This is a genomic window from Gilvimarinus agarilyticus (assembly GCF_000832015.1).
Classification (GTDB): Bacteria; Pseudomonadota; Gammaproteobacteria; order Pseudomonadales; family Cellvibrionaceae; genus Gilvimarinus; species Gilvimarinus agarilyticus.
Map to the genome: position 1 here is coordinate 3,492,289 of NZ_JXCJ01000001.1, position 21,373 is coordinate 3,513,661.

Consider the following 21,373-nt stretch of genomic DNA (forward strand, 5'->3'; position numbering starts at 1 on the left):
AATCGCCGCCTACCTCCGGGCCATTGGTTGCGCTAAACGCTATTGCCGGCCAAACATGCCTTTAAAGGCGTTGGCCAAATCAGCGGGATACACCACTGTTTTGGAGTTGTCCGACTGCGACAAGTCGCCAATCGACTCAATATACTTTTCACCCAACAAATACATAACGGGCAACTCATCGCCGCCGGCGACCGATTCGGTCACCACCTTAATAGCTCGGGCCGATGCGTCAGCCAATACAATTTTTGCTTCGGCGTCACGACGCGAGGCCTCCAGCCGGCCATCGGCTTCCAGGATAGCGGCTTGTTTTTCACCCTCAGCCTTGGTTACCGCCGCCCGGCGCTGGCGCTCGGCCGCCGCTTGCTCTTCCATAGCCTGCTGCATTGTGGGAGAGGGGTTAATATCCTGAATCTCAACCGTCTTTAAAATAATACCCCAATCGGAGATATCGTCCGAAATCGAATCTTTTAAACGGGTTTTAATCTGGTCCCGTGACGACAGAGCCGAATCCAGCGCCATTTCACCGATGATCGAGCGCAGCGATGTTTGAATCAGGTTTTGAATCGCAATAATGTAATCTTCCACCCCATAGACCGACTTCTCGGGGCTGACGATATTGATGTAGGCCACAGCGTTGGCAATAATCACCGCGTTGTCTTGGGTAATCACGTCCTGCGAGGGGATATCTAGCACAATGTCTTTGGTGGTTACTTTATAAGCCACGGTATCAAAAAACGGAATAATAAGATTAAGACCAGGCGTTAAGGTTTGGTGATAACGCCCTAGGCGCTGCACCACATCCTTGCGCCCCTGAGGCACGATACGCACCCCCCGGGTAATAACGATCAGTGCCACCGCGACAATAGCGGCGGCTGTAATTAATGCGTCCATGAGTAACTCCTTGTTGATGTTATTGAAGCTTTACAATTAAGTCATTGCCCGAAAAATCCACGACCACCACCCGGTCACCCGGTGACAATGGCTGTTCACAGATAAATCGCCATTCATCCTCCCCCAATACCGGCGCCGAAAATCGCAGTTGCCCCCGGCTGGTGGCGGTTTGGTAATCCAACACAGTGGCGACTTTGCCAACCATCGACTCGTGGGCCATTCCAGAACGGGTTTTATCTTTCATTTTAGGGGCGACAAACTTAAACCAGGCCGCCAAGCAGCACAGCGACAACACCGCCCACAACAATAGCTGCCAGGCCAGCGCCATGGGTACAAACAAGCTCACTAAACCCACGGCGATAGCGCTAACCCCGAGCCATAGCATAAAAAAGCTGGGGAGAAGTATTTCGAGCGCTGCCAGCAAAAAGCCAATAACCACCCAGTGCCAAGCCAGCAAGCCCGACTCCAGCCATGTCTCCATATCGCCCTCCTTGGGTGTTAATAACCCGATGTTAATATAATTAAAACGAGTATAACCCAATGCGTGATGATTACGCGCCAAACTTGGAGGGTAGCGGAGTTACTTTACCGCGTGAGGGGTACCAACGCTTAGTTGGCCAAGATGGGCATAAAAGCCCCTTGTACTGGGCTGATCAATTGGTAAGAGAGCGCCAAGCTCAGGTCGTTTTAGCGTAAAAGGCTCAAACTCGGTAAAGTGGTGACTCCCCTTAGGGCTCTATCCTGCCTTCGAATCCCCCCCGGGCCAAGCATTAACGGTGCCGGCGACGCCACCACCAGATATAAACGCCAGAAATAAACAACCCCAGAGTGGCGCAGGAAGCCAGCGTCAACGCTCCCCAATACAGCGGGCCACCCACGGCCGCTGAGTGTAGCGGATACACTTTTTGCATCAATGCCGGCCCCAATCCCGCGTTACCAGCATCAACGGTCGCATAAGCTTCACCGGTATAGGGGTTAATATAGATAAAGCTGCGACCGTGCTGATGCCACTCGCCCGGCATACGCTTACGGGCGCTTAGTGCCTGGCCCTCTTCGAGGGGGAAGCTCACCGAACGCAACTGCCCTTCGGGTAACTGATTGGCAATCGACGCGTATAACTCCGGCCAGCTCCGCCATGGGCCCTCTCCTTTCACAGTACGCTCAATACTAGGCACCTCGCCACCAAGGCCTGCCACTAACACCGAGCGCACCTCAGTGTAAAAAACCATCATTACCCCGGTAGCCACACCGACTATTAAGACGAGCGCACTTACCGCACCGAGCGTGCGATGCCAGCTATACAGTACTTTTACCGCACTGCCCCTAACCGCCAGGTGCAGTGCTTTACGCCAGCGCCTCGGCCACCAGGCGTATAAGCCGGTCACTAACAACACCAATACCGCGAGGTGCACGTACCCGCTGATACGCTCCCCTGTGTGCCCGGCGAGCCAGTGAGCATGTAGATCAAAAATAAAAGCCATTGGATCAAATTGCACCTCAGAGCGAACCAACACCTCACCGTACGCACTTAACGTTTGCGAGCTTCCATCGCGGTAACTGACTGAATAAAACGGCCAGTCATCGGTGGGCATGCGCACTCGGCGTACAGCGGGGTTCCGCTCTTGTGCAAGCCGCGCCAGCAACGCCGTAATCGCCTCACCATTCGGTAAGTCGGCCTCTTGCTCGGCCGCAAGTACCGGGTAATACGCGAGCAACAGCGGCTGTTTGTAAATCAGCAACACGCCCGTCAGTGACGTAACGACAAAAAATAGGCCAGCCACCAGCCCAATATAGCGGTGGGCAGCCAATAACAGAGGACTTTTCATGCTCGAGTATTGTGTACCGATATCCTGTTGTTTTAAGGCTAGGGCCAACTTTTTAACACTATGCCCATAACGTCGGGTTGTTAAAGTTAATGAGAAAGACTATCATCCGCACCATTATTTTAAACTACCCAATTGAGGTTCATGATGATACACCCCCGCCGCCAACTCGTCCCGTTACTTACGCTTGCCAGCCTAAGCACCTTCGCCTGTGCGCAACAAGCGTCAAGCGATACCCAGCTGGAAGAGATGGTCATCACCGCCTCGCGCACCGCCAAGCCGGTTAGCTCAATCCCAAACACTATAACGGTGATTGACAAAACCGAGCTCGATCAGCAGCTGGCCGTAAACTACGACTTATCGACTGCGCTTGGCAACTTAGTCCCGGGCTTTACCCCCAGCCGACAAAAAATGACCGGTTCAGGCGAGACCTTGCGCGGCCGTAGCCCCTTATACCTGATTGATGGCGTGCCGCAATCTAATCCGTTGCGCGATGGTTCGCGTGACGGCTTAACCCTGGATCCAGCCATGATCGAACGCATCGAGGTTATCCACGGCGCCAATGCGGTACACGGTATGGGGGCTTCGGGCGGGGTTATTAATTTGATTACGAAAAAGCCGGTAGAGAGCCGCGAGCAGTCGTTGCACGTCGATGTCAATGCACCCACCGATTACGATTCAGACGCCTTAAGTAGCGGAGTGGGTTACAGCTTTGCCGACGCCTTTGGCCGTTGGGATCTGGCCTTTAGCGCCAGCCTACGGGACACGGGAATCTTTACCGATGCCGACGGCGAAGTTATCGGTGTGGATACCACCCAAGGTGACACCATGGACAGCGAAAGTCGCGACTTCTTTTTAAAAACCGGCTACCGCGGCGACGGTCAATCACTGCACTTAATGGTTAACAGTTTTAATATCGAAGGTAATGGAGGCTGGGTAACAGTACCCGGCGACGTAGCCAATGGTATCCCCACCTCATCCGAGCCCGGTACAGTGCCCGGTAAAGCCGCCACTAACGATGTCACCACCGTAAGCCTGGACTACCGCAAAGACGAACTCTGGGGCCACAGTGTGCACGCTCAGTTGTTTTATCAGGACTTTGCCGCGACCTTTGGCGGCGGTAATTTTGGCACATTCCAGGACCCGGTCTACGGAGATGACATTTACGATCAGTCCCAAAACGAGTCGGAGAAGCTTGGTTTTAAGTTAACCATGGTACGCGAACAACTGGCTGGTGCGCCGGTTAACCTGGTGTGGGGCTTTGATGCGCTGCAAGACGAGACCCAGCAAGTACTGGTGCAAACTGGCCGCGCCTGGGTGCCGCCAACCAGCTACGACAATATCGCGCCTTACGCTCAGCTAGAGTTTACCGGTGTCGAAAACCTGGTGGTCACCGGTGGCTTGCGCTACGAAAGCTCTAAACTCAATGTCGACGACTTCACCACGCTTTACAGCTATGGCAGCCAATTCGTTGAGGGTGGCTCTCCTTCTTTTAATGAGACCCTGTACAACATCGGCGCAACTTATGACATCACCGACGCACTGCGTGTGTTTGGTAACATCTCCGAGGGATCATCCATGCCCGACGTGGGGCGCGTTCTGCGCGGCATCAATGAGCCAGGGCAGTCGGTCGAGTCGTTTCTAAACTTAGTCCCTATCGTGACTGACAACCGCGAAATTGGCATTGAGTACGATGCCGGCGGCTTAAACCTAGAGCTCAGCTACTATCAATCTGACTCTGATTACGGCTCGCGGTTGGCCATGAACGCCGATGGCATTTTTGACGTTAAACGCGAAAAAACGGAAATTGATGGTATTGAAGCCAGCGCCACATGGTTTTTTACCAGCGATTCGAGTATCGGGCTAGCTTACTCGAACCCGAACGGCGAGTACGACTCGAATGAGGACGGCTCGGTCGACACCGACCTGGATGCCAGTAATATTTCACCTGAGCGAATCAACCTTTTTTGGTCTCAACAGTGGACATCAGGCTTTGACACCCGTGTACAGGCGAGCAACATGCTCGATCGCGATTACCAAAACTCTGCTGGCGAAAGCTACGCCGACTTCGATGGCTACACCCTAATCGACGCAACCGCCAACTGGATTATAGGGAATAGTCAGGTACAAGCCAGCGTGCAAAACCTAACCAATGAAGAGTACATCACCTACTACTCGCAGGGACAAACAAACGACAGCCGTTACTTTGCTGGCCGCGGCCGCACCGTCAGCGTCGGTTATACCTACCGGTTTTAACGTAAAAAGGCCTCCCACACGGGAGGCCTTTTCTTAGGTGGTAACCATAATAAGCCAACCATTTTCATAAACACGCTAAAGTCAAGACGTCAGCGCCCTACGACACTCTTAAGTCAATTTCTTCTCTAAATGGCGACGACGCCTGTACTAAAGCGGTCTAACAACTACCTCTACTTTACGATTGCGCTCAGCCTTCTGGTTTAAGTCGCTCATTGCAGAACCAACACCAGCCACTTGTATGTGACTAGCGTCGACACCCTGGTCAATCAGTTTACGTTTGACCGCCTCGGCTCGACTGCGTGATAAGGTCACGTTGTGTTCATACGTTCCTGTACTGTCCGAATGACCCACAACGATCAAGCGCTCCGCATCGTGCTCTTGCAAAAGGTTACTCAGTGCCGCTAATACCGGCTCCATACGGGCAGGGACCTCCGCACTATTGCGATCGAAATATATCTGCGAACCGTCTAAAACTTCGGATTGACGGTAAATGGGTACAACCTGCGCGTGCGAAAGATCGAGGGTTTGCTGCAAACCAGGATCGGAGAACACCACATCAAAGATGGCACGCGGACGACCGTCCAGGTTCGCCAGATGCACCGCAATGTATGTTCCATCCTCACCGCCAAGTGGGCTATGAGCGACCACATAGGACTGAGAATGCGAATCTCCGTCAAGTAAACGGGTGCTTAACAATTGCCAACCTAAGATGTCACCACAATCTAAGCCGGTACAGGAATAAATCGGGTTAAACCCTTGGCTTGCTACCCGCTCTTTTATCCGATCAAAAAGATAACCCGCCGTGTATCCTGAGTCATAGTCGAACACTTGACGAACATGATAGCCGCCGACGTTCAGAGTTTCGGTCGAATAGTAGCCCTCTGTATATCCATCTGAAGGGCTATCGCGGTAGGCAACGGGCCCAGTCGTCAACGCGTAACTTGCTCGATACCAGCCATTTCTTTCTACCGGCTCCGCCCCCCATTCGGCTGTCGCCGAGAGGGAAAAAAATAAGCCTAAAACGAATAGACTTATACGAATACTATCCATCATGAAACAATCCTTTATTTTAAATTGTCGTTTTCCAATACAATATGACTTTGCATACGTACAGTAGACTGAGAGACCAGGGCGATATAATCGCCTCCCAAAAAGTAGTTTCCGGCATTGCATACTCTCTGTTCTGGGCTTGTATTTAATATTCCAAACAACCCAGAGACGACTTCTCGAACTAAGGTCTTGACAAACGGAACCTTCATCTTGTAGCACCAAAAGGTTCTAATTTTTAGCAAATTAGCATCTTGAATGTTTATATTAACCTGAGCATCATCCTCGCCTATCGCACGGGTTTCGGACGACCTGAACAACAAGCTATCGTTAGGTATAATATCGCGCTCGACAAATTCGCTTTCATTCTGTAGGCGCACTCGACGATGAACCTTATAGTAATCAAAAATTGCTCTGGTCGGGCTGATGATTTCAACAACACTCATGTTTGGCGCCAACTCCATCGCCTCCGCTACGGCGCGAGATTTTCCGTAAGCGACAGTCATATTGCCCAGTGCACTTACAGAACTATCAACGTCGGCCGCATTCATATACAGCGGAACCATCCCCTTGGCGAGCGCCCGACGCATGGGGACCAGCCTGGCATGATTCAATGATCCTGCGCGTGCGGCCTCAAATGTCGCCGTATTAAGCGTAACTTTTGCGCGGTAAACATAGGCAAACTCAAAAATGCCACCCAACAAAATCAGAAACAGCGGCATAACAATAATAAACTCAGTAACGGCCTGCCCGCTAAGGCGCTGCTTTTTCATCGCCGATTCCTGATGAAACTTCCAGCAAGTATTTTTGCAATCGAACTAATCGCTCATAGTAAGGAGACTCAACATCCACCTCTTGCTGAGCTTTATCGAGTGTTGCGTTTGCTTGCCGGAATCGTGTTAACGCCAAGTTGTACCAAGCTCTCGCTTCGTCGGGGTCGGACTCCAGTATCTCACTGTAGCTAGTAGCCGCTGCGTCGAGCCGGCCTTGACGGTTATAGATATTTCCAAGCTTCAGCTTGGCTTCAGTATAATCGTCATTACGCTCAAGAACATTGAGGTACAAGGTTTCTGCCTGACCCAACCTTCCCGCTGCATACTCGGTATCGGCACTACGCATCAGCTCAACCATGGACGCACCTGGATCAGAAGGCTGTGAGGAACAGCCCACCAAAAAGCACAAAATAATAATAAGTCGCGTCAAAACTCCTCCAAAGTAAGCTGATGTCCCACCTTAATATTGTGAAAAAAAGAAGCGCCTGACCGACACTCCAGAGTATGCGACGCGTCTGGGTCCCTATAAAATCGAAACGGCAACGCCTCAGAAACCACTGATGTAATAACAAAGTCTTTTCCTACAAACACTATATCGATAGAACGCGACATAAAACACATATGCACCGAATTACACCTTTTAAATAACATTCCTTCCTGAAAATCGAGCTCGGCTCTAGCAATTAGGCCACGCGCACGAGCAAAAAAACCTCTTGGCTCGTACACTCGACCAAGCAGAAGTGATGTGCACTCACCGTACACTTTAAACCTCGGGACCATCTACATCACGTCCATCAGCTGTGTAACAATCGGGAAAAACAAAATGATAAATGTCGTAGGGAAAATAAATATAACAAGAGGAGCAATTAATTTAACAGGCGCTTGCATAGCGAGCTTTTCCGCTTTTTGAAATCGCTCAACACGTCGCTGATCAGCCTGAATTCTCAGCGTAGCTCCAACGCTAGCACCCGACTTTTCGGCATGGGACAAGGCCGAGACCAGATTGCCGATTTCTCTGATCTGTAGTCTCTCCGCCATCGATCGAAGCGCATCAATTTTTCCTACCCCGGCCGTAATATCACGAAGAACCTTTTTAAACTCTAAATTAAGGGGGCCCTTCGGACCTTTTTGAACCGCTTGCATTAAGGCACCATTCAGGTTCATTCCGGACTCTACCGCCATCGTAATAAAGTCGAGATAAACCGGAAGAAGCCGAACAATGTCTTTTTCAATTTTCTTGCGCCGATCACTAAGATTAAGCTCGGGAAACATAAACCCCAACACTAAGAAGCTAATCGGAACAGCTACACCAGGGCTTTCCAGCATCTTCATGCAAGCCCACGATATAAACATAAAAAGTAACGCGGATACGACTTTAAGACCAAAAAACTGCTCAGGGGTGATCAAGTACCCAAGGCCAGATCGTTGCAATCGAATTTTTGTTTTCTCAATATACTCTACGCCAAGTCGCTCGCCAATATAGTACGAGAAAAAGCTAACCAGCGGCCAAAACAAGCGCATAGTAATTGGCAGCGGGTCTAGAAATTCTCTATCGTCTTGAGGAATTTCCTTACGAATCGCATGCACAGCATATACACCCAGAAACAGTGAGAATGCGCATGCCAGACCAATAAGGCTAATAATGAAATTCTCAGACATCGATATCTACAATTTTCTGAATAAATACGTAACCCAGTGTCTCTAATACAACCACGATGGCAATCACCACCCAGCCATACCAGACCTCCCACAGAAGAGACATTTGCTCGGGCTCCATTTGATACAATACGATACCCAGCAAAATGGGCAGTCCGGTCATCACATACCCTTGTGCCCTCCCCTGTGAGGTGAGCGCATCAATTTTACCTTCCATTTCTAACTTCTTACGCAGCGTATCTGCCATTCTTTCAATAGTATCGGCTAGATTTCCACCGATCTCCCGGGATATCTTAATGCCCGATATCACTAAGTTTAAATCGATCAGGGGAATCCTCTCGTAAAGGTTGTCTAATGCGACATCAAAATCCACCCCAACACGAACTTCTCGCATAAACAGATCAAACTCCTGCCGAACCGGCCCGCTCATTTCGTAGACCACTGACTCCATGGATTGATTGAGGCTGGAACCCGACTTCATCGCGGTAGATGTCGCCTGTAACATATCGGGTAGATCGATGAGAAATTGTTTTTGCCGCTTGCGTTTCATCACCCTAAAGATAAACGGCGGGGAAACAGCTAGCGCGACACTAACTACCAACGCAACAATCCAACTCCCGACAATCAAGAACACCAAAAAGAACGCAGCAAACAGAATCGCCATATTAATAATAAAAAGTTTTTCAGGTTCGACAAACAAAAACAGATCAGACAATTTAATTTTAGCGTCTTCAGTAAACTTAGAACGATATAACACCGCAGCCCGTGAGAACATTACTGACACAATCCAGGAAAGAACTGCGGCCGAGATTGCAAAGCAACAGCCAACCAAAAGCGCTTCTATACTCATAAACTATGACAGCTCCCGACCTTCAGAAAATATTTCTCTGTCAACATCTAGCCCGCGTTTTGCCAGGTCCTCGTAAAACTGAGGAACAATACCGGTTGTAACAAACTTGCCTTTAACTTTACCTTCGCTATCGAACCCTGTTTGCTGAAAGCGAAATATCTCACCAAGCTGAATACGATTACCCTCTACACCTGATACTTCGCAGATACTGATGACCTTTCGGGCTCCACAAGCAAATCGTGTTTGCTGTACGATAATATTAACCGCCGAGGATATCTGCTCGCGAATAGCCAGCACAGGCAGATCCATTCCCGCCATCATTACCATCACTTCTAACCTCGAAATACAGTCTCGAGGACTGTTTGCGTGCGCAGTGGTTAATGATCCGTCGTGACCCGTATTCATAGCCTGAAGCATATCCAGTGTTTCACCACCACGACACTCACCAACAACTATTCGATCGGGCCGCATCCGCAAGCAGTTTTTAACCAGCTCCCTAATCGAGACTGCACCTTTGCCTTCCTGGTTCGCCGGCCTAGCTTCTAGAGAAATCAAATTATCCTGATAAAGCTTTAGTTCGGCGGCATCTTCTACCGTAATAATTCGTTCTGTCTCGGGGATAAAGTTCGACAGGACATTCAACAACGTGGTCTTCCCTGAGCCGGTGCCACCCGAAATAATAATATTCTGCTTGTGAACAACGGCCATCTCCAAAAACTTGACCATCTCGTCGTTGAAAGTTCCAAATTTGACAAGATCGGTGGCCCATAGACGATCCTTCATAAATTTACGAATCGTAATACAAGGCCCCTTTAACGCAATGGGAGGGATTACTGCATTTACCCTTGATCCGTCTTTTAACCGTGCATCGACGGCAGGTGAGCTCTCATCGATGCGACGCCCCAGCGGGGTTACAATCCGCTCGATAGCGGATAATACGGCCCGATCATCGGTAAAACTTACAGATGATTTATAGGTTCTTCCCTTTTTTTCATAGAATATTTCATCGGCGGCATTGACCATGATCTCGCTGACATCGTCCATTGCCAGGAGTGACTCCAAAGGCCCTAGGCCTACCGCCTCATTCAGTACCTGATCACACAGTTCATCTCGGTCTATGGACTCTGGAATATCATCGAACTGTAAAAGGATTTTTTGAATCAAATCTTGAGTAAAAATACGTAAGTGGTCGTCCGACATGCTATTGACATCAACTCGACGTAAATCCATCTGCTTGAGAAGTTCTTTATGAACTTTAACCCTGAACTCCTTCATGGGCCCTTCAGGGGGGAAGCTCTCCGTTAAAGACTCGTGGCTGCTTTCGTTGCGTGACTCTACCGAAGGTAAGGGCTCGCTTTCTTGCTTCTTAACCTCTACAGAGCCCTTCACTTTAATAATGTATGAGTTGATCTCAATGGAGTCTGAGTCACGCACCGGACCATAATCGTCAATCGCGCGCCCATTAACTTTAGTACCGCTTTTACCACCAAGGTCTTTAACGAATATCCCTGCATCAGTACTGCGTAGCTCAGCATGGTGTTTTCCGACCATCCATCCATGTAGTTTAATCAAACAATCGTCATCTTTCCCTAGATAACAACTGGGTTCTCGGCATACGACGTCCGCGACTTTTGTTCCCTTTTGTGTTTTAACGCTGATATGAAGCACGCGGCGGCCCTAATCTAGAAGTTTATCGGTAATGGAGTTTTCGTTACGCAACTGTGTCAGCTCTGCTATATTTTTTTGCAGATTCTCTGGAATTTCATCCAGTGCACCATGAATCGTAGGCGTTACCAGAATAACAAGCTCACTACGGCCTTCTACAAAACTTCGAGATTTAAACAACTCGCCGATAATAGGAATATCGCCTAAAAGCGGGACTTTATCGTAAATTTTACTATCTTCTGATTTCAGAAGGCCTGAGATTACCATTGTCTCGCCATGTTTCAGGTTCACCACCGATTCGGTATTTCTCGTTAAAATGCCTGGTATACCGTTAACGGAGTTCGAAAAGTCGATCGAACTCATCTCTGCTCTCACCCGAGAAATAATATTACCGTTATCGTCTGCAACCGGCTCGATGTCTAGCTGGATGCCATAGTCCTGCATCTCTACAACGGGCTGACCAAACTCATTTAGCACCGCAATAGGGTACTCACCACCCGATTGAAATGTAGCAACCTCACCACTGCGAGTACTTAATGAAGGTTCAGCCAATATTCTGGCATAACCATCCTCCTGTAATAGCTGGATCATCGAGGTAATACCGGTTAACAACCCAGCATAAGGGTAAGAAGCAGTAGATGTCAGACTAATTGGAGAGGGATTGCCTTCGAACAACGAAAGCAACGGGTTACTTTCACTGCCATAAACGTAAGCACCGTTAGTAACGAAGTTATGAACATAGCCTACGCTCGGCCCGGCAATAGAGTCCTGCCAATCTATTCCTATTTGCTTAGTAAAATTCTTGTTAACCTCAAGAACCTGAACCTTCATCTGAATCATTTGCTTAAAGGCCACTTTTTCTGGCCGCACAAATGAGATTAGGTTGTCGAAATTCAGGTTTCCTGTTTGCGTTGCAAAAAGCTCTAGATCTTCCTCAGGAACGTTTCCCTCAGCAATAATATAGCCACCTTCATAGCGGAACGTCACGCCCGAGAAACTTCTAAAAATCGAGCGAACCCGGTCGATTTCATCTTTTATATCGCTACCCAGGATGTTGACAACGTAACTGTTTTTTCTCTCACCCCGGGTCCAAACATATAGCTCGGTTTTGCCCGCTTGCTTAGGAACTAGAACCACCTCTCCGTTATCAAGAACACTGGTTCCTAAAATCGAATCGTTCCCCACTGCTATGCGCACCACCTCCCCTACTTCAATAGTGGTAACTGAACCGACGTAGGCTTCGATTGTTTCAGCCTTGGCGTTAGCCGTTAGCGTAAAAGACAAAGCGATCGTTACGACAGTAATCCATGCCGAAAATCTCCATTTGTACATACTAATCCCCAACCTGCGTGACAACGTTTTCACTTACCACAACGTCTTTTTTCGATTCTTGAACCATCGCCACACTCAACCTAGCGGACCTACGATCACCACCTAGATTCTGTATCGCCACGTTTTTGCTTTCTATTACCCCTTCCTTAGACATACTCCCACCGAGAAATTCGTACCCTCCAGACGCAGCCTTATTGTCAATGTAATCCGTCATCGCGACTGATTCATTTAAGCGACCGGCTGTATCCGCTGAGTTTCTTAAAAAGACCGTCAAGTCGCCTTTTTTTCTCGCGAGTGTTAAAAGCCCTGCATTTTTATAGGTAACAGCTACTGTCACAGTGCCGTAGTCCAATACCGCGCTACTATTGTCATGGCGAAAAAAATCATCATCCCGACTTACAAGCGATATCGCATCTACCGATAGAACTCTCACTTTATCCAGCAACGGAACCAATAATTGGTCATCCATCGCACTTTCTTCTACTTCTGAGTCCCTCGTGATCAATGCAATATCAATGAAATCGCCCGGAAGAACCATCCCGGACACCGCGTTGATATTGTCTATCTCAAAGCTAACAGCGCGCTCGCCGGAGTTAAGAAGCTCAGAGAAACGACTAACACTGTCATCACCCAGATAATGCGTCAGTAATGGCTCGCCGGAGGCCATCGGAAAGCTAAGCACTTTACCGTCAACCAAAGAGAAGCGATCAGGCGTAATCACCGCGGGCGAGAGAAACTCAGATGACACTTCGGCTACTGCCATATTCGTAGCTCCCAAAACATCCCCGGCGCGAAGTGGCGCGGATGCAACGACCACTTTGACACTACTCCCTACCTGGCCTTGAATTTGCGAGCGAATAGCCGTTTCTTTATTCTGTAGATATCGAGTAGACAACCAAAATGCTAGAATCGCGACAACCACCGCAACAATCAATAAAACCCAGCTTTTCTTGTTTCCTGTTACTGATGACACAGATTAGTTCTCCTCATAGGCCGACAAATTCGTCGATCTATTTCTATCGCCGTTTGCATTGGTGATCACCGTTTCGTCAATCTGCATATGACTAAGTGATTGCGCGTATATATAGCTGGTGTGATTGCTCTTTATGCCATCCGTTAGAAGATCTACGACGTTATCGCCCTCCATACCGGGCAAAGGGGTCAATAGAGCCATGGAAAAAAACACCAAGCCGATAATATACTCAACTGCGCCAAAACCACGATGCTTGTTCATTTGTACTCCGTAACAATGGCGAGAACCTGAGTAAGTGAGCTCTTGCCAACAATCGATATGTTCAACATCTCGCCCGAACGTGATAACGCCAACCCGGCCTTTTTTTCTCTCAATAGGTTATCGGAATGAACGACACTCCAACCATCATTAGTGAATTCTCGCCGATAAAAGTTATAGTTTGTTGTCACTGATGACTTATTCGTTAACCAAAGCATTCTATTATTTCTACCTAGATCATTTGACTTCATGTCGTTGACGACTTTGGTATCCGATAACATCGGAAACCCTTCGCCAAACCTCATATCTCTTTCACTTCGCATACCTGGTAGGTTTGATATTGCCAAAAAACCCTGTAGCTGAAGATGCTCATTCTTACTTTCGTTAAACTGTACGGTGTAGAGAAGACCATCATCAATATGAGACAAAACAACAAGCTTATCCATTCGACCTTTTCTAAACTCCTCCCCCCACTCTTTCCGGTAGTACAACTCCACTTCCTCTGCTGTTTTTGTCGTTGAAAAACCACTAACAGCCATGTTCATACCGTTGAACTCCATATCATCTGCAACGACATGGAGGTCAAAATAGTCAGGAACGGGAAAGCTAATATCATCACAAAACGCCAGTGGCGACGCGACGAGTAAAAATGTAAGTAATGCGACGTGGAATGACATAGGATCCCTTTACAACGCTCGTTCCCATAGTGAATATACTTTATGGAATACTACTGCTCGTATGAATAACCATAATCGTTTAATTGAGGCGTTAATCGACGCAAACAGGACTGGGGCGTTCTTAATTGCCCACCGTTATAGCTCTCCCCCAACCTGGCGCAAGGCACCGCATCCACTTCGACCTTTCCTAGGTCCATCCAGCTAACCTCCTTAAACAAAGGAAGCCACCCTAATGCACCAAAAACAGTTTCTACGCCCAGGGTGTCGAAAAACGTTGTGATCGGAACCAATCCTTCTATCGTAGATTCAGCCGCATGCGGACCACCGACGGACCACCCCTCAGCCAATAGAGCCCCTGTTCTTGACAACTCGATAACATCACTTGATAGCTCCGGAAACCAGGCGATCGGCTTTAGTGACACTCTAACCTCAGATTGATATATCCCATTCTCGTTGGGATTAAATCCTGACGTCAGACTAAGAACGTCACCCAGCGCCCCCTGAACCGCTGCAAATCCATCAGGACTGTGCTCACTGGTAGTGACAGTAACGAACTTTTCGCCGCTGCTTTGGCTATCATCTAATTCGTAAATAGGTTCAAGCTCCCCATTTGACATGGTTTTGACCATCAACGTAGGGTTAATACTGTCTAGGCTGGTTTGCTGGGAGTGCTCAGAGGTAACCTTACTTTTAGAGTGCGAAAAAATTCTATTTTGGATTTCATTGCTAACGGCAACATCCGATTTCACAGGCGCGTTAGACACAGCGCCTCCTGGCTCGGAACGGAAGTAGGCGACTCTTTCCCATACTGCATAGCGTGCGGCTTGCTCAACCATCTGCCTATTTTCAATATATTTATAAAGCACAGGAACCAACATAATCATCGGGAGCACGACAAAACCTACGACAATAACGAATTCCGCTAGTACGCTCCCCTTCTGTTGATTCATCTCTTCACCAAACGTACCAAATAGAAATTAAGGTTTTTTACACGAGGCGCCCTTAAACAATTAGCTCTGCAACCCGGAGAACTCTTTCTCGGGAATTGACATGCAGTAGTCCCACATCTCCTGCTGCACAACAATATTGTCGCTGTTTTTCACCTTTAAACTTTCATAGGACTCGTAGTAATTTTTTACGAGATCTAACTTTCTCATCTCTAACGTCTTAACCACACCGACTGATGATTCTTCAGGGTCCCAGGGCTCCAGTGTCTTTTTAGGTACAGGTGTATAACCATTGAGTTCGTAGAGGTTAGAAAGCCCAGACAGAAGTTCATCGACACTCTTCCCTTGATCAAAATGCTTTTCATACGTGCTTTGCGCAACGTTTCCAGCACTTAACGACGACCCCATACACGTAGCCAACTTTTCCTCAGAGAGCGGATCCAAAGCCATGATGCTTCTGACATCCGCTCTTTTGGACCAATGGAATTTATCCATATAAGGGTTGACAACAGGAACGTCAAAATCCTTAGCGATGGAATTCCCGCTGATGATCACAGAAGAGACCAAAGCGATGCGGATCGAAAGTGTTAAGGCTGATTTCATTTTATTCCTCTAAAATCGTTTTACTCAGTAAAATTATAAAGCGCCAGACGCTACTAGAGCTGAAAGTATCGAGGATGACTCATCCACCAATCTCGTTTGCCAAAATGGGTTGTATAAGTTTCCATGCTCGTGCAAACCGTCGTTACGCCCCCACTCTATATTCCATGAGTGATCTCGAGTTCCATAAGTGGTTTCATCCGGCCTTGAAAAAAAGCTTTGCGCACTTGCAGACGCATATAGCTTATCGGTTGGAATTCCACCGGAGGATTCGACACTAAACCGATCGCTTCGATTGTAAGTGGCGCTCTGCTCATCCAGTATTTTCTGAGTCTTCATGTTCTGCTCGCCTTTACTCAAAAATAAGTTAAAGGCAGGCATGGAGTCTGTTTTCTCGTCTGATTTAAAATCGTGAAAGTCTCTTAACCCAGCCGTACTCCTAAGGTTATTACCCTCATAAGAATCGCCGCTACCCAGAATCGATGGGTATCGAAGCATTCCCGCAGCATTACCATTCTCCCACGCGCCTCCCCACCAGCGATCACGATCGTTTGATTGATAACTGACCTTATCCCAATTTGACTCATCAAAGTTATCACGACGCTTGTTCCGGTGGTTTCTATAATAATAGTTGTTAGTTTCGTGATCTCTATGCAGCGCATGCGCTGCGCCCCAACCAAGCGGAGTCTCAATGGTGAAGCTTGTAAACCATAAGTCAATCTTCTGATAAAACGAAAAAGTATCTGCGGCGGTCCAATTCCACTGTATACCCCCACCTCCGTTTATCGAAACCGGGACAAAATCTGAACCGCCATTTTTATCTGCCCAAAACGAGTATATTCCTGTGTTCACTCTAGGAACTACACGGTAGGACCGATCCGCGGTAAAACGGTCTCGTGAGTCGTTAACAAGGTTGGCAAACTCAGTAAAACGTTGTGTCGTCCGCGAATCGCCGCCCCGGTTTCTTTCGGCCACATCGGAGCTATCAAATTCTTTGATCTCACTCCCCCAGGCCTCCATAAAACTTGCAACGTTTGCCCCTGAAACCAACGCACTAGTACTAACATCAGGATCGTTCCGCTCAAGTATATCGCTATATACTGACTGCGACGCCCCTAAGGTAAACAGATGGTTAGCTTTCTGTAGCTCCGAGAGTGCTAATGTAATAGCGTCTTGTGCGGTAATGAAAACTTCACCCGACTCGATCACGCTCAACATGGTCGACGTCGCCTCAGCCAGAACCTCCGTTATACGCTCAATTAGTACTCCAACGTAAGGAACGAAGCGAATGAAATCACCTAGCGTTTCTAAGTTCTGAGAAAACTCATTAACCTCACTTGCCCAAGAAACCAACCCAACATACTGACCAATCGCTACCTGATTCGCGATCATCGCACGATTGGTAATTGCGATCATATTCAAATCACGGGTTTGCATATTCACGGTGCTATATGCAGTGTTGTCCGCAGTGTTTTGAAGCCTAATTCGCTCTGATGCGACCCAGCCAATGTCGTATAATGAAAAAACAGACAAGGCTATAGCGGCAAAAAATATGACGATAAATACCGTGGCGTATCCCGATTGTTTTCGTATCACCTTCATTCACCCGAGTCTTGGCTTAATTCTGAGAAAATCGGCCAAAGTCGCTGCCAAGGAACGTCTTAAATTCTGACACACAAAAATCCCAGGCCTGGCTCTTCGCTTAACCTGGGAGCTGATCACCATGCCTTTTCCTAAACATCCTTTTCTATTGTCGAGTACGGCTAAGATCGATCAACGTCGACTCGCAACACTTTCTATAGCCGCATCAGGAACATGAAACACTGCACAGCATCAGAAAGATATGTAACTTTATCGTAAAGAGCGACAAACACTTCTTCACCTGACGACTATAAACCCATCACCTTCTCTTCGGTGTAGGCCTTTCGGACTGACCACTGTCACGCAAACAGAGACTCTTCTTCGATAAAACGAAAAACCTGGGGTACGCAGCCTTTCTAGAATAAAAAAAACGCCTCGATTCACTCTCTTGAACCGAGACGTTCTGGGCGACTAGTTGCCGCTAGTTCCACCAGCCGTGGCAGTTTCGTCATAATTACTTAGGTTCACCTCTGTCTCAGCGTTGGTTACTGCATCCTGACCCGCTTGGTTTGCAGTATTGATCGCATCAGTTGCCGACTCACCACCAAGCTCAGATGCCATAGCGGCCACCTGATTTCGAGCCGTTTTACCAAACAGCGTGAACGCCCCAATAGCTGCAATAGCAATCAAAGCGACGATAATAATATACTCCGTCATGCCCTGACCTTTGATACGTTTACTCATATTACGCATGGTGTAACTCCTTTTGATTAAATGTAGCGTGAGTGATAAAAAATAATGCGACGTCATTGTAAAGATTACTGTGCTGTAGATTAACCGCCCAATTGAATCAATTTAATCTCTATTTTTTTGCGAATAGTACTCCAGCTTGAGTAGTCGAAAACGAATCACACTAACCCATAAACGCAGCGCTTAACTGCGTTCTATTCTTCACTCCACTCTTCCTCATTATTTTTTGCATGTGAGTTTTGACGGTAAAGGGAGATATATTCAAGCTTTCTGCGATCTCCTTATTACCCAACCCCTGGCAACTTAGCTGCGCTACCCGGCGTTCGCGTGCCGTGAGCGCAGTACGATCAAAAAATATACTTGAAACAGAACGTCGAGCGGCCAGCTGGTCCATAATATGAATCTCTAGCGCGGAGCGGCTATACCATAAACCTCCGCGAGCTAGCGTATTAACAGCCTTTACGATCGACTCAATCTCGAGAGTCAACGGTATAACACCCAAAAAGCCACTGTTCAGTGCGTAGGATTCAGAGTTTTTACAGGTTGTATTTAGCGCAAGAGAAACCGGGGTGCCATAAAGCTCTGAGGCAATTGACTCCCACATAGATTTTGTCGAATCGATGCTCTGGCAAACCATTATCACTAGATCCGCATCATCAAGGCATTCAAAAACTTCTTTTTCAAAAGAAGTGCACTGATAACAGACCGACAGCAATTCCAGACACGAACATATCGTTCGACAGTCGATATCTTTTTCCTTAAGAATTACAACCTTTTTCACAGAAAAGTTCCTTGGCGCTCTTAAATAAAGCTATAACCACATGGAAGGGCATCGCCAAATTCAACAATTTGTGCATTATCGATTACTTATATTTGATCATGCTACCATTAGTTTTTTACAACGTGACAGGATGAGAACGGCATCACAAAGATTATTAATAAATTTATACGTAAGGAATACACCATGAAGTTTTTCCCGGTCGCACTGACTACGTTGTCAGCTACCCTGCTGTTGAGTTCGGCTCAGGCTGAAGAAGCGGATCATCCATTGGTTTCGGCATACAGTAATGCGGAGATACGAACACAGATTAATGCTCATTACACGGAGTCATATATTGCATTATCAAAGCTCAATGAAGACGGCAACATTGAAAAAAAGAGTGTTATCGGTAAACAAACAGCTCATATTTATGAGTTAAAAGGCGGAAGATCTCCGCTCGAGGTGGCAGAAAACTACCTTCAGGCAATTGACAACCTTGATGGTGAAGTACTTCTCCACTGCTATACAGATGATCCGTGCGGCCAGAAATTTTCATACCGGGTTACCGACCCTACTTGGGTGGATGGAGCCTTTGTTAACCTTAGAACATTTAGCCAGGGCAGTAATAACTATCATTTTATCGCTGCTCAGGCGGGACCAAAGTCTAACCCCACGTACTTACAGTGGATTATCGTGGAAAAACATTCTGGTAGAGTGTCAATTGGACAGTTAATCACTGAGCCAGAAACCCTTTTGCTTGATCAAGTTACGGTAAAAAAAGACTCTATTCGAGAGTTTAGTGAACCTAGCGTTGCCTCCCAACATTACAGAGAAGATGCTGACGGACAGGATCACCCGCTGATCTCTCGATATCAAGGCGCCAGAATCACTAAATACTCCGAAACGGATTTCTCTGAGGTGCTTCTAGCCACAGGTATTGCCGATGAAAATGGCGATGTACCGCACTTAGCGCTAGAGGGTAAATCAACATTTATCGCTTACGAAACACTAAAAGATCAATCTACGCTCCAGGTGTTCTCTAACTACCAGCATGCTCTTAAAAAATCTGGCTTTGACATATTGTTTGAGTGTGAGAGAGCTGAATGCGGCGACGAACAGATAGAGAACTTGTGGCGCGGTTCCGCTGAGCGAGGCCGATTTACCTCGGTAATCGACACCGATGCAAGAAAGGATGACGATTATCGAATGTTAACTGCGAAGAAAAAAAGCGGAAATGGCGAGGTATTTCTATCCGTAATGATATCTAAAGAAAGTGTCTACAAGGGGGTTGAAATCGTGCATGATATTGTAGAATCAGCCCAAATGACCACCGACCGCGTTAGCATTAATACTACATATTTGACCGACTCCCTCGCACGCGAAGGTAAAGTGGTCCTACACGGGTTGAACTTTGCCAGCGGCAAGGCAGATATTCTACCTAGCTCACAGCCAGCTCTCGACGTCATTTTGAGCTACTTACAATCGGCCCCTGAGCAACAATTTTACGTAGTGGGTCACACCGACACCACGGGTGAGCATACGTTTAATATGCAATTATCGAAGGATCGGGCTGAGAGCATTCGCGCTACGTTAGTAGAGCAAGGCGTGGCAGAGACCCGCTTGCTTGCCGCTGGGGTAGGCGCCATGACCCCGATTAGCACTAATGCATCAGAAAACGGCCGCGCGTATAATCGGCGGGTAGAGCTGGTATTAAGATAGCCAACTAAAACGTCAATGCATAGCAAGCGAGTGCAATCAAGCTATACTAGCTAGCGCGCTAAACTATTTCATATGTTCTGCACCACTACGATGTAACGCAAAAGGCCTTCCAACTGGAAGGCCTTCTGTTAGGGCTGCATAGCCTGTAATACAAAAGAGGCCGGCTGGCCTTAGCCACAGACCGCTAATTTTTATAATCACTCAACAGAGCTTCACCACGAGATATACAGAAATCCCACACTTCTGCCTGGACCGAGTCGGGAAATTCGTCACCAAAGCTCAAGCCCTTGTAATCGGCTTTATAGTTAAGCGCTGTCAAGGTCGTATGCCGACGCACGGTATCAGAAAATTCGTTTTTAACATCATCAGGAATATCACTTCCCGAAACCGCCCCATCTAAATACTCACTATCGTTATAGAGCTTGAATTCCGCTTTATCTCCATTGGGATCGATGCTAACTATATTGTCATCCGATTTAAGATCCCCGACATTCAGGCTTTGAACCTTAATCAGGTTATCCATCGCGGCGGACAGGTACTTTGCGTAGCTGGCCTCATCGGAGCACGAGGACTCTAAACTGCCCTTTTCGTAGCGAAAGCCTCCCTTATCTGCACTAAACGAATTCTTCCACGGGTTTTCGCTCGCCATGGCAGCACCCGCCGAACAGGCCACTAACCACGAAATGACAACTCTTTTCATAGACTTCCCTCCAGATAAAAATTCGATCGAGCCAGTCGCCGCTCTACGATATGATGCTGACCACGGTAAGGCGTTCTCCCTCTGTGTGTAACAGCCAATCTATACAGCCCCATCT

General features: G+C 47.6%; 22 protein-coding genes. 2 read left to right on the plus strand and 20 right to left on the minus strand.

Annotation, left to right across the window (positions count from 1 at the left end; all coding sequences use genetic code 11):
- Positions 1–39: 39 nt before the first annotated feature.
- The 3 genes from SD69_RS15125 to SD69_RS15135 form a co-directional block, all read right to left on the minus strand.
- A complete protein-coding gene (locus SD69_RS15125) occupies positions 40–891 on the minus strand; it encodes an SPFH domain-containing protein (protein ID WP_041523869.1) in 852 nt (283 codons plus the stop codon).
- A 19-nt stretch (positions 892–910) separates the two neighbouring features.
- Positions 911–1,372 carry an NfeD family protein gene (locus SD69_RS15130; protein WP_084591607.1) on the minus strand — a complete coding sequence of 154 codons (462 nt, stop codon included), beginning with the start codon at positions 1,370–1,372 and terminating at the stop codon, positions 911–913.
- A gap of 289 nt (positions 1,373–1,661) precedes the next feature.
- Entirely contained in the window at positions 1,662–2,717 is a 1,056-nt protein-coding gene (locus SD69_RS15135) for a PepSY-associated TM helix domain-containing protein (RefSeq protein WP_041523870.1), read from the minus strand.
- A gap of 141 nt (positions 2,718–2,858) precedes the next feature.
- Here SD69_RS15135 and SD69_RS15140 point away from each other — a divergent pair, with 141 nt between their 5' ends.
- Positions 2,859–4,970: a TonB-dependent receptor gene (locus SD69_RS15140; protein ID WP_232301218.1), complete on the plus strand. Its 2,112-nt coding sequence runs from the start codon at positions 2,859–2,861 to the stop codon at positions 4,968–4,970.
- Between the two features lie 147 nt (positions 4,971–5,117).
- Here the strand turns inward: SD69_RS15140 and SD69_RS18220 are convergent, their stop codons facing one another.
- From SD69_RS18220 to SD69_RS15220, 16 genes are all read right to left on the minus strand, one after another.
- Complete coding sequence (locus tag SD69_RS18220) at positions 5,118–6,023, minus strand: OmpA family protein (protein WP_052481211.1); 906 nt, start codon at positions 6,021–6,023, stop codon at positions 5,118–5,120.
- An 11-nt stretch (positions 6,024–6,034) separates the two neighbouring features.
- Positions 6,035–6,790, minus strand: a complete 756-nt coding sequence (locus tag SD69_RS15150) for a TadE/TadG family type IV pilus assembly protein (protein WP_041523872.1) — start codon at positions 6,788–6,790, stop codon at positions 6,035–6,037.
- The gene (locus tag SD69_RS15155; protein ID WP_041523873.1) at positions 6,771–7,148 is read right to left on the minus strand and encodes a tetratricopeptide repeat protein; all 378 of its coding nucleotides are present in this window, start codon (positions 7,146–7,148) and stop codon (positions 6,771–6,773) included. Before SD69_RS15155 ends, SD69_RS15150 begins: the two co-directional genes overlap by 20 nt.
- Before the next feature lie 68 nt (positions 7,149–7,216).
- The gene (locus SD69_RS19235) at positions 7,217–7,570 is read right to left on the minus strand and encodes a DUF192 domain-containing protein (protein ID WP_052481214.1); all 354 of its coding nucleotides are present in this window, start codon (positions 7,568–7,570) and stop codon (positions 7,217–7,219) included.
- Complete coding sequence (locus SD69_RS15165) at positions 7,571–8,449, minus strand: type II secretion system F family protein (protein ID WP_041523874.1); 879 nt, start codon at positions 8,447–8,449, stop codon at positions 7,571–7,573. It lies immediately after the preceding gene.
- Positions 8,442–9,296, minus strand: coding sequence for a type II secretion system F family protein (locus SD69_RS15170; protein ID WP_041523875.1), 855 nt, complete (start codon positions 9,294–9,296; stop codon positions 8,442–8,444). Before SD69_RS15170 ends, SD69_RS15165 begins: the two co-directional genes overlap by 8 nt.
- A 3-nt stretch (positions 9,297–9,299) precedes the next feature.
- The gene (locus SD69_RS15175) at positions 9,300–10,868 is read right to left on the minus strand and encodes an ATPase, T2SS/T4P/T4SS family (RefSeq protein WP_232301219.1); all 1,569 of its coding nucleotides are present in this window, start codon (positions 10,866–10,868) and stop codon (positions 9,300–9,302) included.
- A gap of 105 nt (positions 10,869–10,973) precedes the next feature.
- Entirely contained in the window at positions 10,974–12,293 is a 1,320-nt protein-coding gene (locus SD69_RS15180) for a type II and III secretion system protein family protein (RefSeq protein WP_052481215.1), read from the minus strand.
- A gap of 1 nt (position 12,294) precedes the next feature.
- Positions 12,295–13,266 (minus strand): Flp pilus assembly protein CpaB, encoded by a 972-nt coding sequence (gene cpaB / locus SD69_RS15185; protein ID WP_041523877.1) that lies wholly within the window; start codon positions 13,264–13,266, stop codon positions 12,295–12,297.
- A 3-nt stretch (positions 13,267–13,269) separates the two neighbouring features.
- A complete protein-coding gene (locus SD69_RS15190; RefSeq protein WP_041523878.1) occupies positions 13,270–13,527 on the minus strand; it encodes a hypothetical protein in 258 nt (85 codons plus the stop codon).
- Positions 13,524–14,201: a hypothetical protein gene (locus SD69_RS15195; protein WP_041523879.1), complete on the minus strand. Its 678-nt coding sequence runs from the start codon at positions 14,199–14,201 to the stop codon at positions 13,524–13,526. The genes SD69_RS15190 and SD69_RS15195 overlap by 4 nt, the downstream gene beginning before the upstream one ends.
- Before the next feature lie 50 nt (positions 14,202–14,251).
- Positions 14,252–15,151 (minus strand): hypothetical protein, encoded by a 900-nt coding sequence (locus SD69_RS15200; RefSeq protein ID WP_041523880.1) that lies wholly within the window; start codon positions 15,149–15,151, stop codon positions 14,252–14,254.
- A gap of 60 nt (positions 15,152–15,211) precedes the next feature.
- Positions 15,212–15,751, minus strand: a complete 540-nt coding sequence (locus tag SD69_RS15205) for a hypothetical protein (RefSeq protein ID WP_041523881.1) — start codon at positions 15,749–15,751, stop codon at positions 15,212–15,214.
- A gap of 33 nt (positions 15,752–15,784) precedes the next feature.
- The gene (locus SD69_RS15210; RefSeq protein WP_041523882.1) at positions 15,785–17,350 is read right to left on the minus strand and encodes a TadE/TadG family type IV pilus assembly protein; all 1,566 of its coding nucleotides are present in this window, start codon (positions 17,348–17,350) and stop codon (positions 15,785–15,787) included.
- Positions 17,351–17,800: 450 nt separating this feature from the next.
- Positions 17,801–18,082: a hypothetical protein gene (locus SD69_RS15215; protein WP_041523883.1), complete on the minus strand. Its 282-nt coding sequence runs from the start codon at positions 18,080–18,082 to the stop codon at positions 17,801–17,803.
- 160 nt (positions 18,083–18,242) lie between these two features.
- A complete protein-coding gene (locus SD69_RS15220) occupies positions 18,243–18,860 on the minus strand; it encodes a helix-turn-helix transcriptional regulator (RefSeq protein WP_041523884.1) in 618 nt (205 codons plus the stop codon).
- A 183-nt stretch (positions 18,861–19,043) separates the two neighbouring features.
- On the opposite strand from SD69_RS15220, the gene SD69_RS15225 reads away from it, so the two are divergent.
- Positions 19,044–20,558: an OmpA family protein gene (locus SD69_RS15225; RefSeq protein WP_041523885.1), complete on the plus strand. Its 1,515-nt coding sequence runs from the start codon at positions 19,044–19,046 to the stop codon at positions 20,556–20,558.
- A 184-nt stretch (positions 20,559–20,742) separates the two neighbouring features.
- On the opposite strand, the gene SD69_RS15230 is transcribed toward SD69_RS15225, so the two are convergent.
- Positions 20,743–21,258 carry a hypothetical protein gene (locus tag SD69_RS15230; RefSeq protein WP_041523886.1) on the minus strand — a complete coding sequence of 172 codons (516 nt, stop codon included), beginning with the start codon at positions 21,256–21,258 and terminating at the stop codon, positions 20,743–20,745.
- Positions 21,259–21,373: the final 115 nt, after the last annotated feature.